The following is a 13060-nucleotide window of genomic DNA, read 5'->3' as shown; positions in this document are numbered from 1 at the left end:
GATGTGGCTCATCTCCCTCTTTCCTGTGCTCGTCACAGGAATGAGGAAGGAGCTTCCCCTTCAATTCCCCGGCGGCGCAAAGGACGGGTCGTCCAGCCTTGTGAAAATCACGCCCCGCGCCTTCAGCGCCAGCAGGCCTTTCACCACGCCCTCGCCCGCTTCATGGGTGGGCTGGTTGATGTGGGAGATGATGACATCGCCGTCCTTGGCGGAAGCGATGTGTTTCGCCGTCGCCGCCGCACCCAGCAGCGAGCCGCCATCGCCATTGACGGAATAACCCGCGACCCGCATGCCAAGCCGGTTGATGGTGGCCATGGACGAGCCTGTGTATTTGGCCGTCGCCCCCCGGAACCATTGCGGCTGGATGCCGGTAGCGGCGACGATCGCCTGACGGCCACCCTCCACTTCCTGCTCGACCGCGGCTTGCGAACCGGCGGCGGCAATGCCGTAGATGGAAACGGGCTTGTCCACCGCCGGCACATGGTTTTCGCCGTGATTTTCGATCTCGAACAGATCCGGATGCGCCATGAGCGTGGCCAGCGCCTCGCTGTTATGTTTCAGCCAGCGGGCGGTGACGAAGATCGTCGCGGGAATGCGCTCGCGCACCAGCGTATCGAGGATGCGGTGATCGGTCTTGCCCATGCAGGCATCCAGCGTCATCGCCACCCGCACCCTGCCGTCATGCTGCGGCGTCATTTTCAGCGACGGCTCGACAAGGCCGGTTCCCGCAAAAGCGGCTGAAGAGGCGGAGAGAAACAGGGCGGCAATGAAGAGGCGACGCAGCATTTTATATTCCGGAGTGTGAAGAGGTGGCAATCCGCCTGCAAAGCGCCCGAATTATGGCGCGGTTTCCAGCACGGACAGGGCTTCCAGCGCCTCTTCCACTCGCTGGCGTTCCGCACTGGTGAGCGGCAGGATCGGCCGCGGCGGTTCACTCACCGTCAGCGATAGGATATTGGCGGCGGCGTAAACAACGCGGATGCTGCCGAATTCCCTGAACAGCGCCCAGAGCGGCTGGAAGGCCGCATCGATCCGTTTCACCTCTTCCGCATTGCCGGCCTGAGCCGCCCGCATCAGCCGCAGGGCCGGAACCGGCAGCAGGCCGGCAACGACGCTGTACCATGTGTCGCCGCCGGCAAGTGTGGCGTCCGCACAGCCCCAGTCGCCGCTGTAACCGATGGCGAAATCCTCCGACAGCTTGGGGCGCAGCCGCGCAAGTTCGCCGGCATAATCGGAATCCGCCGGCAGCGGCATCTTGATGGCGCGGATATTCGGGATATAGGCGAGCCGCACCAGAAGCTCGTCGCTGAAGGTGAACCGGGTGGTCGTCGGGTTGTTGTAGATCGCGAGCGGCAGGGCCGTCGCGCCAGCCACGGCGGCGAAATGGTGATAGGCCTCTTCCTGCGTCAGCGGCGTGTAGGACACGGGTGCCAGCAGCAGCGCATCGGCGCCGGCGGCTTCCGCATCCGTGGCAAGCGCAACGGCCTCATCGGTGCGCAAAGCGCCGACACCCGCCATCAATATGCGCCTGCCCTTAAGGATGGCGGCGGCGGCCTCGATGGCGCAACGTCTCTGTTCCCGCGTGAGATACATGTAGATGCCGGTGCTGCCGAGAATGCCGATGGAATCGACCGCCGCCGTATCCAGCCGCTCGATCAGGGCCGAGAAGGCTTCAACATCGACCCGCCCCGCCTCGTCGGCCGGCGTAATCGGAAAAGCCGAAAGTCCCTTGAATCGTCTCGTCATGTCTATGCCCCTCACTTCGATCGGAAGTCAGGGTTACAGAGCCGACCGCGCGGCCGCAACAAAAGCGGCGGCTAAACGCTGGCCTGAAATCGAAAAATTCCGTGCTCAGTCATAAAGATACAACTTCTTCCACTGCTCTTCGGGAATCTTGTCCCCCACACGGTAGTCGAAGGACTGGATGCTGAGGCTGTCGCTCTTCAGCTGGCACTTGTATTTGAGCTTGTACCATTCGCCCGCGCTTCTGAAGACCGCACCCGGCGCCTTGATGGAGTTCTTGCCCACTTCCGGGTCGCCGAACGTATAGGCGATGACCTTGTCCGGCCGCATGCCCTTCTGTTCCGTCGCTATCCTTTCCATCGCCTCTATATCGCAGCGCTGCTCCAGGCGTTCTTCGGGGGCCAGCGCATTCAGTTGCCGCATGACGCTGGCATCGATCGCGAAAGCGGGGGTGAAGGCCTGCAGGCTGAGGAAAAAGGCAGAGAGGGCAGCGGGAAGAAGCTTTCGCATGGGGTCCTGTCAGTTTTTTCGTTTGTTCTTGTCGATCGCGGCAGGCCGGACGGCCGACGCACATCATCGCCGATTTGCCGGATATTGCCAAAATGTGATCGAAAGCTGACGAAATTGTGCCCGAGCCGCATTCCGCCTGTGGAGATTTGAAACTTGATCGGCCGCAAGCCGCACTCTACATCTTGGTGCCGCCCAAGAATTTTTACAGGAAAGCGAGTTTCCCTTGCCGATTTTCAAGAACCTGCCCATTGCCCCGACCGCCGAAAAACGGCCCGTCCAGGATACGCATCACGGCATTACCCGCACCGACGATTACGCATGGTTCCGGGCCGATAACTGGCAGGCCATGTTCAAGGACCCCACCCTGCTCGACCCGGCCATCCGCGCCCATCTGGAGGCGGAAAACGCCTATATGGAAGCGGCCATGGGCGACACCAAGGCGCTTCAGGAAAAGCTGTTCGAGGAAATGAAGGGCCGCATCAAGCAGGATGATTCCTCCGTTCCCGTTAATGACGGGCCTTATGCCTATGGCACGCTGTTCGTGACCGGCGGCGAGCAGCCGCATTATTTCCGAACCCCGCGTGATGGCGGCGAAAAACATGTTCTGCTTGATGGTGACAAGGAAGCGGAAGGCAAGGATTATTTCCGTCTCGCCGGTCTCGACCAGTCCTCCGATCACAGTCACGGCATCTGGGGTTATGACGACAAGGGTTCGGAATATTTCACCCTGCGCATCCGCAATCTCGAAAGCGGCGAGGACCTTGCCGACGTCGTGGAGAACACCGGCGGCGGCGGCGCATGGGCGCCCGATGGCAAGAGCTTTTTCTATACGCTGCAGGACGAAAACCATCGCCCCTCGAAAGTTTTCCACCATATCATCGGCGAGCCGCAATCGGCCGACCGGCTGGTTTATGAGGAAAAGGATCCCGGCTTCTTCATGGGCGTCGGCGCGTCGGTGCTCGACGATTTCATCTTCATCGACATTCACGACCACGAGACCAGCGAATACCGCATTCTCTCCACCAAGGACCTGACGGCCGAGCCCGCTATCGTGGCGGAGCGCGAAGAGGGCATCGAATATTCGATGTGCGAAGGCGGCGACGTCTTCTTCATCCTTACCAATGACGGCGACGCCAAGGATTTCCGCATCGTGGAAGCGCCGGTCACCGCGCCCGGCAAGGAAAATTGGAAAGAGGTGGTTCCGCACGAGCCGGGCCGCCTGATCCTCTCCGTCGACGCCTATGCCCGCCACCTGATCTGGCTGGAACGCCGCGACGGCCTGCCGCGCATCGTCATCCGCGACCGCCGCACCGGCGAGGAACATTCCATCGCCTTTGCCGAAGAGGCCTATTCGCTCGGCCTGCATGGCGCGGCAGAATATGACACCGACGTCATCCGTTTCTCCTATTCCTCGATGACGACGCCGAGCCAGCTGTTCGATTACGACATGGTGACGCGTGAGCGCACGCTTCTGAAGACGCAGGAAGTACCATCAGGCCACAATCCGGATGACTACATCACCCGCCGCATCATGGCGCCTGCGCATGATGGCGAGTTGGTGCCGGTCTCCCTGCTCTATCGCAAGGATGTGGCGCTCGACGGTTCCGCCCCCTGCCTGCTTTATGGCTACGGCGCTTACGGCATCACCATCCCCGCCTCCTTCTCCACCACCACGCTGTCCTTGGCCGACCGTGGTTTCATCTATGCCATCGCCCATATTCGCGGCGGCAAGGACAAGGGTTTCGAGTGGTACGAAACCGGCAAGATGGAAGCCAAGCAGAACACCTTCAACGACTTCATCGCAGCGGCTGACCATCTGGTTCAGGAAGGTTTCACCTCCTATGAGGGCATCATCGCCGAAGGCGGCTCGGCCGGCGGCATGCTCATGGGGGCTGTCGCCAATATGGCGCCGGAGAAATTCGCCGGCATCATCGCCGCCGTACCCTTCGTGGACGTGCTGACGACAATGCTCGATGACACGCTGCCCCTGACCCCGCCGGAATGGCCGGAATGGGGCAATCCGCTGGAATCGGAAGAGGAATACGGCTGGATCGCCGCCTACAGCCCCTATGACAATGTCGGCGCCAAGGCCTATCCGCCGATCCTCGCGCTTTCCGGCCTTACCGATCCGCGCGTGACCTATTGGGAGCCGACCAAATGGGTGGCGAAGCTGCGCGAAAGGACAACGGGAGAAGCGCCCATCCTGCTGAAGACCAACATGGCGGCCGGCCATGGCGGCAAATCGGGCCGTTTCCAGCGGCTTGAAGAAATTGCCTTCGAATACGCCTTCGCGCTGAAGGTGGCCGGCAAGGACGCCGTGTGACGGCCTGACATTAAAACGGGCGGCGATTCCGTCGCCGCCCGACCCATGAGAGATAAAAATACCCACAAAAATCATCTTTTCGAACATTTATTCCAGAAAATATCGATTGTATCTTTTCTTTAAATTTCACTTGTCATATCATTGGATTTTTATTTCTAGTTATTGCAACTAATAATATATCCAACTTAAATCATAATAACTCTCATGTATTATTCGAAATAGGGAAATGTTCCAAAAATCGAATGCATGGCTGCGATGCGTCATTTCGCGTTGCAATATCACTTTTTGGCCGTATTATGCCGGTCGTTGACATATTCATGCGCCTTTTCGCCGCTTTTCTTGCGGCAATGCCGCAGCGTGTTCTGCGGATATTCTTCTCGCCGTAATTTTTCGGCTTTTCCACGCGCCATGTCAGTTCGCCCTTGGCAATCCGGGCTTTGCAGTGCTCCCGCTTTGCCAACTGAAAACACTGCATCAGACTTGGAGGTCTCCTATGAAGAAACTCCTGGCCTCGACCATTCTCGTAACGGGCTTTACCATCGCTGCCGGTGCAGCACATTCCGCCAATGCCGCCGATAGCTGCGGCAGCATCACCATCGCCGAAATGAACTGGGCATCCGCGGGTGTCGCGGCTTATGTCGACAAGTTCATTATGGAAAACGGCTATGACTGCACGGTCAATGTCGTCACCGGCGACACCATGCCGACCTTCGCTTCCATGAACGAAAAGGGCCAGCCGGACATGGCCCCCGAATTATGGGTGAACGCCGTGCGCGAACCGCTCAGCGCCGCCGTCAAGGACGGCCGCATGATCGAAGCGTCGAAAATCCTGAGCGAAGGCGGCATCGAAGGCTGGTGGATCCCCAAATTCATCGCCGACGCACACCCCGACATCAAGACCGTCGAAGACGCGCTAAAGCACCCCGAACTCTTCCCCGCCCCGGAAGACGCCAGCAAAGGCGCCGTGCACAATTGCCCATCCGGCTGGAACTGCCAGGTGACGACCGCCAATCTCTACAAGGCGCGCGAAGGCGACAAAAAGGGCTTCACGCTGGTCGACACCGGTTCGGCCGCCGGTCTTGACGGCTCTATCGCCAACGCTTTTGAAAAGAAGCAGGGCTGGCTCGGCTATTACTGGTCGCCCACCGCCATTCTCGGCAAATACGAGATGGTGAAGCTGGACGACGGCGTCGAACTCGACCGCGCCCATTTCGACGAATGCACGGCGAAGGTCGATTGTGCCGATCCCAAAGTCAACGCCTATCCCGTGGCGGATGTCTTTACGGTCATCACCAAGGACTTCGAAGGCAAGGCCGGGGTGACGATGGACTACATCAAGGCCCGCAACTGGGACAACAAAACGGTCGCCGAAATCCTTGCCTGGATGGATGAGAACCAGGGCACCAACGAGGACGGCGCGGAATATTTCCTCGAGAACCATGAGGACATCTGGACGAAGTGGGTTCCGGCCGAGGTGGCGGAGAAGATCAAGGCTTCGATGTGATTGGTTGATGGGGGAAGCTTCGGTTTTTATCCGTGGCTTTACCCCCCTCTGTCCTGCCGGACATCTCCCCCACAAGGAGGGAGATCGGCTGGGCGCACCCTTCTCCCAAATCCGCAACGTGTGTCATGGGCGAGACCTTACCGCAGGTCGATCTCCCCCCTTGTGGGGGAGATGTCCGGCAGGACAGAGGGGGGTGCCCCAGCCGCCGCCCGCCGCCCCCCCCAACCCAAAGGGAAAACAACAATAATGGCCCTCTGCAACTACCTGCCGGACCTGCTCTGCAAGTTCCCGGCTATCGACAACAGTACGATGCGTGTGGCACGCAAGACCATCGATGACGGTTTTCGCGACATCGTGCGCAATTACGGCGATGCGATCGACGTGGTCGTGCATCCGCTGCAGCTGTTCCTCAATGCCTCAGAGCGGCTGTTCATCCAAACGCCGTGGATCATCACGATGCTGGTCATTCTGGCCATCGTGCATCTGGCCGGGCGCAGCCTGAAGATCACCGGCGGCACCGCCATTTCCCTGCTCATGATCGGCGCCGTCGGCCTCTGGCGCGACGCCATGACGACGCTCTCCATCGTCGCCATCGCCACGCTGATCGCCATCGTCATCGGCCTGCCGCTCGGCATCCTGATGGGACGTTCGGAACGCCTGCAACGCCTCATCAATCCCGTGCTCGACGTGATGCAGACCCTGCCGAGCTTCGTATATCTCATCCCCGTGGTGGTGATTTTCGGCATCGGCAAGGTTCCGGGCCTGATCGCAGTGGTGATCTACGCCATTCCGCCCGTCATCCGCCTCACCAGCCTCGGCATTCGCCTCGTGGATCGGGAAGTACTTGAGGCGGCCGACGCCTTCGGCTCCTCCAATGGCCAGAAGCTGTTCAACGTGCAGCTGCCGCTGGCGTTGCCCACCATCATGACCGGCATCAACCAGACCATCATGATGGCGCTCGCCATGGTCGTTGTCGCCTCCATGGTCGGTGTCGGCGGGCTCGGCAAGAATGTGCTTCAGGCCATCAACAACCAGTTCTTCACGGTGGGCTTCCTGAACGGTTTCGCTCTGGTCGCCATCGCCATCATGTTCGACCGGGCGAGCCAGGCCTTCGGCAAGCGCCTGCAGAAATACCGCGAGGTCTCCCATGGCTAAAAGCATCGAAATCAGGAATCTTTACAAGATCTTCGGCAAGCATCCCGAGAAATATCTCGAAGCTGTGCGATCAGGCATGGACAAGGTCGAGCTGAACGACAAACACAACCATGTGCTTGGCCTCAACAACATCAACATCACCATGCCGGGCGGCAAGATCACCGTGGTCATGGGGCTTTCCGGTTCCGGCAAGTCGACGCTGATCCGCCACATCAACCGGCTGATCGACCCGACTGCCGGTGAGGTTCTCTACGACGGCGAGGACATTTGCGGCATGAGCACTTCGGCGCTGCGGAAATTCCGCCGTCACAAAACGGCGATGGTGTTCCAGAAATTCGGCCTCCTGCCGCATCGCACCGTGCTGGAAAACAGCGTCTACGGGCTCGATATTCAGGGCATGCCACGCAGCAAGAGCGAGGAAAAGGGCCGGTATTGGCTGAACCGCGTCGGTCTGGACGGGTATGAGGATTATTACCCGAACCAGCTTTCCGGCGGCATGCAGCAGCGTGTCGGCCTTGCCCGCGCGCTTGCCAATGATGCCGATATTTTGCTGATGGACGAGGCCTATTCGGCGCTCGATCCGCTGATCCGTGTCGATATGCAGACGATGCTGCTCGACCTTCAGCAGGAGCTGAAAAAGACCGTGGTGTTCATTACCCACGATCTGGACGAGGCTTTGCGGCTCGGCGACCATATTGCCATCCTGAAAGACGGCGAAGTGGTGCAGCAGGGCGACGGCCAGAGCATCATCCTCTCGCCTGCGGACGACTACGTCACCGACTTCGTGCGTGACGTCAATCGCAGCCGCGTGCTGCAGGCAACCACTGTCATGGAACCGCTCGAAAGCCGCCCCGAAGGCATGGCCGTGCAGGAGAACGCGACGCTGGAAACAATCGCCCGCGACATGTCGGAAGCCAATGAGACGACCGCCCATGTGGTGGACGAGGACGGCAAACCGGTCGGCAGCATCGGTCTGGACACGCTTGTGGCCGCGATGGTGACGCCTGCGCCGCAGGAGGCGGAGGTTAAGGTGGAAGCGGCGGAAGAGCCGGAGAAGCCTGGGGAAACGGTTGTTCCGGTGGAGAAAGAAACGGCTTGATCCGGCATTCCGGGAGCTGACTGGCCTTGCCCCACACTCCACGTCATCCTCGCCCTTGAGGAGAGGATGACGTGGAGTGGAGGCAAGCCGTATTTCAAGGCCAATCTTGAGCCCAGGCGCCAGCGCCCACATGCTCTCCCTCGCCGCCGTGCGAAATCAGGAGATAACTACCCCAGTACCGCCTTCAGTCATGCAAAAACGAAGCACTACTTCGCCGGCTGTCAACCCTCGGCGATCGCTGCAGCGCAGCAAGCGCAAGTTTCGGACAAGTCCCCGCCGTTAACTATTCGTTAACTTTTGAACGCGGAATCACCGACATGCAGATTGAAAGCAATATCGGCGGATATAATTACCAGGGGCGTGTTCGCGAGCTTGAAAAAGCCGGCGGCGCGCAGAATGCGGCTGAAGAACAGGCCGTCAAACGCAGCCCCGGCAACCCGACCGTTTCCAGCACCATTCTTTCCCAGTCGCTGGCCAATGTGCTGTGGGCTGTCGGCAATGGCAGCGCGCCCGCTTATCAGGATACGGCCGCGGCTTCCGCCGAGGACAAGGCGGAAGCACAGGCGGAATGGGTGCGCAGCGCCTATTCGGAATATACCGAATAAACGATTCCAATCAGGCCCTTGCCGGGCTCACTTCCACCGTCACATGGGACAGTTCATGTATGGCGGCAAGTTTCTGCTTGTAGAAAGCCGGCGCCTTCGGCGCCTGCGAATGGATCGCCACGATGGCGGCGTGATGCCCCGGCCCCACCTGCCAGACATGCAGGTCGGTGATGCGATCCTCTTCCGTCTCCACGCTTTCACGGATTTCCTGCGGTAAATCCTCCGCCGGCGGCAGCGCATCAAGCAGGGTCGTCGCCGTGGAGCGGATCAGCCCCCATGACCAGCGGGCAATGACCAGACCGCCTACGATACCCATGGCCGGATCAAGGAACGACCATCCGTTCCATTTGCCAAGCAGCAGCGCGACGATGGCGAGAACCGAGGTCAGCGCATCCGCCAGCACATGCAGATAGGCCGCGCGCAGATTATTGTCCCTGCCGCCCTTTGCGCCGGGGTCAGCATGGTGACCGGCATGCGAGCCATGATCATGATGGGCGTGGCTGCCATGGCCGTGATGGGCATGCGAGCCGTGGGCGTGGCCATGCCCATGATCGTGGTGATGATCATCCTTCAGCAGAACGGCGCTGAGAAGATTGACGGCAAGGCCGATGACGGCGACGAGGATAGCCTGGTTGAAATCGATTTCGACGGGATTGAATAGGCGCATAGCGCTTTCCACGGCAATCAGCAGCGCCACCACCGCCAGCACGATCGCGCTGGCAAAACCCGCGAGATCGCCGAACTTGCCGGTGCCGAAGGTGAAGCGCGGGTTGCGCGCCTCACGACGGGCATAAAGATAGGCCAAGGCCGAAATCAGCATCGCGCCCGCATGGGTGGACATGTGCCAGCCATCCGCCGTCAGCGCCATGGAGCCGTACCAGTGGCCGGCAACGATTTCCGCCACCATCATGGCCGCAGTCAACGCAATGACCATCCAGACGCGCCTCTCATTGCGCTCATGGTTCTGGCCGAGGAAAACATGGTCATGACCGGCTGCTGCGCGGTGTTCGGATGTCGTCGTCATGTCGCTCAATCCTGTTTGCTACTGGCCTGTCTGATCTGCTGGCCCGTTCGATTTCACCGGATGTAGGTCTTCAGCACCTGGGCCAGCTCTTCCGCCGCCCGGGCCCGTTCGTCTTCGTTTTCGGCATGCACCACATGCTCATGCAGATGCTCCTGCATCACCTCCCCCGTCAGTCCGGAAAGCGCGCCGCGCACGGAAGCGAGCAATTGCAGCACCTCGCCGCAGGGCTTGGCATCATCAAGCGCACGCTCCACCGCTTCCATCTGCCCTTTCAGGCGGCGGATGCGGGCGAGAAGCTTCTCCTTGTTGCGGATCGTATGGGACATGGGGACCTCATATACTATAGGGGGGTATACTATATGAGCGAGATTTTCCGTTCAAGCCCCGCTTGACGCAATCTTCGCGAATGTTTCGATCCTTAAAAAATCTCCCCATGAAACTTAGGGGACTCAGTCATGACGACTATCGCAGCAACCATCAGCAGCTATCATCCCACTCAGCTCCGGAGCCTTGAGCCGGCGAGAGGCAAGGAAACCCATTCCACCACCGAAGCCCTGCTGGAGCTGACCCGCGCCGCGCATCGCACCATTTCGAGCGTCGAAACCGCTGCCACGGCCATCGCGCCGGCCGCCGCCAGTGCTTCCTTCGGCCTCGCCACAGCACTCTGGAATCTCGACAGCGGCACCTCCACGACAACGCCCGCCCTGGACATGGCCGCATCGGCACAGCCAGAAGCCGCATCCGGCATCGAGAATGATGTCCTCAAAGCGCTCGCCCAGGCGCTTGGCGTGGATGACGCCGCCTGAGACCCATTGAATGACGGGCTGAAAAGCAATATCTCTAGAGACTAGAGCATCGACCCTGAACGGCGGAGCCACCCCGTTCTCCCGTCTTTGCCCGAGATATGGAGAAAGTCATGCTGTCCATCGGTGAATTGTCCAAACGTACCGGCGTCAAGGTGCCGACGATCCGCTATTACGAGCAGATGGGCCTCATCCGCGAGGCCGACCGTTCGGAGGGCAACCAGCGCCGTTACGAAAAGGCCGACCTCGACCGGCTGGCCTTCATCCGCCATGCGCGTGATCTCGGGCTGAACATCGACGCCATCCGCGAACTGATCGCACTTAGCCAGCACCGGCAGATGCCATGCGAGGGCGCGGACCGCATCGCTGCCGAACATCTCGCCCATGTGCGAGAAAAGATCGCCAGCCTCAAGAAGCTGGAGCACGAGCTGGAGCGCATCGTCTCCCACTGCCACGGCCATTCGATCGAGGATTGTTACGTCATCCGCGCGCTTTCCAATCATGACATGTGCGAGGGTGAACATTGATCGGAAAACCGGGCTTGACAGATTACGGATTCGGGCGCATTGCATTTCCCATGATCAACGAACGCGCACCCATCTCCTGCTCGTACTTTTGGGCCTACCTCTAAGGGCGGCTCGACAGATCATGTTGTCAACAAGCCGCCGTCAGGCGGCTTTGTTGTTTCTCAAGCGTCCTGACGGCACCGATAAGACCAAAGGACCGAAAAAATGACCGAAGATAGCTCCCTTACACTGGAAAGACCGCCCGTCGTCATCATTCGTGGCGCACGCAAGACGGACTTGCCCGAACTCAACGAGATGATCACGCTGCTTGCCTCCTACCACGGCGATGCGGCGGCGATCACGCCGGCGAAACTGGAACGCGACCTGTTCGGCCCGCTGCCCTGGGTGCATGGCCTCGTGGCCGAAGCCGATGGCGCGCTGATCGGTTACGCCCTGCTTCTGCCGCTCTACAGGGCGCAGGAAGGCCGGCGCGGGCTTGAGCTGCATCATCTCTTCGTGCGTGACGGCCATCGCGGCCATGGCACCGGTCAGCATCTGGTTTCCCGCGCCCGCGATATCGCCAAGCGTCTCGGCTGCGACTATCTTTCCGTCAGCGCCACAACAGGCAATGTCGCGGCGCATCGCTTCTACGAAAACATGGATTTCGCGCCCCGGCCGGTTACCGGCATGCGCTACATGCAGTCAATTGCCTGATTGGCATCAACGGAGACGACCATGACACGGATCGCCATTGCGCTCGCGCAGGATTTTGCTGACTGGGAACCGGCGCTGCTTGCTGCCGCAGCGCGCGGCTATCTCGGCGTCGAAATCATCTATGCCACGCCTGATGGCCGGCCGGTAACGTCCATGGGCGGGCTGAATGTAACGCCTGACACATCCTATGACGCGCTTGATCCTGTTGGCATCGATGCGCTTGTCATTCCCGGCGGTCTCAGCTGGGAAAAGGGAACGGCTGTCGATCTTGGCGGGCTGGTGCACCGGTTTCGCGACAGGGACCGGCTGGTGGCCGGCATCTGTGCGGCGGCGAGCGCGCTCGGCGGCACGGGCGTTCTGAACGATGTCGCCCATACCGGCAATTCGCTGGCATCGCACAGGGCCTATCCCGTCTATAGCGGCGAGGCGCTTTATCGCGACCAGCCGAAAGCAGTCAGCGATCGCGGCATCATCACGGCCGCCGGCAGCGCGCCGGTGAGTTTTGCGGTGGAAATCCTGAAACACCTCGGCCTCTTTGGTCCGGAAGCCGAGGCGGAACTTCAGGTTTTTGCGGCGGAGCATCGCTGAGGCGCAGCCGTCTCGGTTGTTTGCACTCCCTCTACTCCCCGTCATTCCCGCCTTGGGCCGGAATCCAGCCGACGCGCGTCTGCGCGGCGGAAAGACTCCTCTCAGCCCAAGGACTTGGGCTGGCTGGATCCCGGCTCGAGGCCGGGATGACGGAGGTGAGAACAGCGATGATTATCGCTGATCCAGCACCCGGCAAACACGTGCTGCGTGATCGCCGCCCTCCCCGGCAATCGCCCGGCGAATATCGCGGCTGTTCAAATGCAGGCTACGGCCGGCAGGTGAATTTGCACGTTTTATCTTGGCAAGTGCCGCCGCCACAAAGGCGGCTTCATGGTCGTGGAAAAAGGCAAGAGCCGCCTCTTCTGTAGGGCTCGGCCCCAGCACCGCCTTGAAGGCAAGGCGGTGCACGGCGCAGAAAGCGCCGTGACCGGGAACGGCAAAACGCAGCGCATCGAGTTCCTCACTCCATTCCGCTGCGTCCTGCAT

At 60.3% G+C, this 13060-nt stretch carries 16 protein-coding genes; 9 read left to right on the top strand and 7 right to left on the bottom strand.

Annotated features, from left to right (window positions below):
- Positions 1–60 precede the first annotated feature (60 nt).
- The 3 genes from V6R85_RS00600 to V6R85_RS00590 form a co-directional block, all read right to left on the bottom strand.
- Positions 61–786 (bottom strand): polysaccharide deacetylase family protein, encoded by a 726-nt coding sequence (locus tag V6R85_RS00600; RefSeq protein ID WP_020812985.1) that lies wholly within the window; start codon positions 784–786, stop codon positions 61–63.
- A gap of 51 nt (positions 787–837) precedes the next feature.
- Positions 838–1746, bottom strand: coding sequence for a dihydrodipicolinate synthase family protein (locus V6R85_RS00595; protein WP_111784555.1), 909 nt, complete (start codon positions 1744–1746; stop codon positions 838–840).
- A gap of 105 nt (positions 1747–1851) precedes the next feature.
- Positions 1852–2253, bottom strand: coding sequence for a DUF930 domain-containing protein (locus V6R85_RS00590; protein WP_003509289.1), 402 nt, complete (start codon positions 2251–2253; stop codon positions 1852–1854).
- A gap of 223 nt (positions 2254–2476) precedes the next feature.
- Between V6R85_RS00590 and V6R85_RS00585 the strand changes: the two genes are divergently transcribed.
- Positions 2477–4576, top strand: coding sequence for a S9 family peptidase (locus V6R85_RS00585; RefSeq protein ID WP_111835019.1), 2100 nt, complete (start codon positions 2477–2479; stop codon positions 4574–4576).
- Positions 4577–4854: 278 nt separating this feature from the next.
- On the opposite strand, the gene V6R85_RS00580 is transcribed toward V6R85_RS00585, so the two are convergent.
- Positions 4855–4986 (bottom strand): hypothetical protein, encoded by a 132-nt coding sequence (locus V6R85_RS00580; RefSeq protein ID WP_003509291.1) that lies wholly within the window; start codon positions 4984–4986, stop codon positions 4855–4857.
- Between the two features lie 83 nt (positions 4987–5069).
- Between V6R85_RS00580 and V6R85_RS00575 the strand changes: the two genes are divergently transcribed.
- The 4 genes from V6R85_RS00575 to V6R85_RS00560 all read left to right on the top strand — a co-directional run bounded on the left by V6R85_RS00575 (position 5070) and on the right by V6R85_RS00560 (position 8939).
- On the top strand, positions 5070–6080 hold the full coding sequence (locus V6R85_RS00575; protein WP_112958572.1) for an ABC transporter substrate-binding protein: 1011 nt from the start codon (positions 5070–5072) through the stop codon (positions 6078–6080).
- A 246-nt stretch (positions 6081–6326) separates the two neighbouring features.
- A complete protein-coding gene (locus V6R85_RS00570; protein ID WP_080865994.1) occupies positions 6327–7235 on the top strand; it encodes an ABC transporter permease in 909 nt (302 codons plus the stop codon).
- A complete protein-coding gene (locus V6R85_RS00565) occupies positions 7228–8334 on the top strand; it encodes a quaternary amine ABC transporter ATP-binding protein (protein ID WP_080864296.1) in 1107 nt (368 codons plus the stop codon). The genes V6R85_RS00570 and V6R85_RS00565 overlap by 8 nt, the downstream gene beginning before the upstream one ends.
- Positions 8335–8651: 317 nt before the next feature.
- Complete coding sequence (locus V6R85_RS00560) at positions 8652–8939, top strand: hypothetical protein (RefSeq protein ID WP_003509294.1); 288 nt, start codon at positions 8652–8654, stop codon at positions 8937–8939.
- A gap of 10 nt (positions 8940–8949) precedes the next feature.
- Here the strand turns inward: V6R85_RS00560 and dmeF are convergent, their stop codons facing one another.
- Both dmeF and dmeR read right to left on the bottom strand, forming a co-directional pair.
- The gene (gene dmeF / locus V6R85_RS00555; RefSeq protein WP_111834900.1) at positions 8950–9963 is read right to left on the bottom strand and encodes a CDF family Co(II)/Ni(II) efflux transporter DmeF; all 1014 of its coding nucleotides are present in this window, start codon (positions 9961–9963) and stop codon (positions 8950–8952) included.
- Positions 9964–10016: 53 nt separating this feature from the next.
- Complete coding sequence (gene dmeR, locus V6R85_RS00550) at positions 10017–10289, bottom strand: Ni(II)/Co(II)-sensing transcriptional repressor DmeR (protein ID WP_003509296.1); 273 nt, start codon at positions 10287–10289, stop codon at positions 10017–10019.
- Between the two features lie 129 nt (positions 10290–10418).
- Between dmeR and V6R85_RS00545 the strand changes: the two genes are divergently transcribed.
- From V6R85_RS00545 to V6R85_RS00530, 4 genes are all read left to right on the top strand, one after another.
- Complete coding sequence (locus tag V6R85_RS00545) at positions 10419–10769, top strand: hypothetical protein (RefSeq protein ID WP_111834901.1); 351 nt, start codon at positions 10419–10421, stop codon at positions 10767–10769.
- A gap of 110 nt (positions 10770–10879) precedes the next feature.
- A complete protein-coding gene (locus V6R85_RS00540) occupies positions 10880–11293 on the top strand; it encodes a MerR family transcriptional regulator (protein ID WP_003509303.1) in 414 nt (137 codons plus the stop codon).
- Positions 11294–11497: 204 nt separating this feature from the next.
- The gene (locus V6R85_RS00535) at positions 11498–11986 is read left to right on the top strand and encodes a GNAT family N-acetyltransferase (RefSeq protein WP_003509304.1); all 489 of its coding nucleotides are present in this window, start codon (positions 11498–11500) and stop codon (positions 11984–11986) included.
- 21 nt (positions 11987–12007) lie between these two features.
- Positions 12008–12574, top strand: coding sequence for a type 1 glutamine amidotransferase family protein (locus tag V6R85_RS00530; RefSeq protein WP_087743560.1), 567 nt, complete (start codon positions 12008–12010; stop codon positions 12572–12574).
- 171 nt (positions 12575–12745) lie between these two features.
- Here the strand turns inward: V6R85_RS00530 and V6R85_RS00525 are convergent, their stop codons facing one another.
- Positions 12746–13060, bottom strand: a complete 315-nt coding sequence (locus tag V6R85_RS00525) for a hypothetical protein (RefSeq protein ID WP_111780990.1) — start codon at positions 13058–13060, stop codon at positions 12746–12748.

Origin of the sequence: Agrobacterium sp. CCNWLW32, assembly GCF_037083425.1 — a bacterium.
GTDB lineage: Bacteria > Pseudomonadota > Alphaproteobacteria > Rhizobiales > Rhizobiaceae > Agrobacterium > Agrobacterium radiobacter.
The sequence above is the reverse complement of the archived record's forward strand: the minus strand, read 5'-3'. Positions and strand labels throughout refer to the sequence as shown.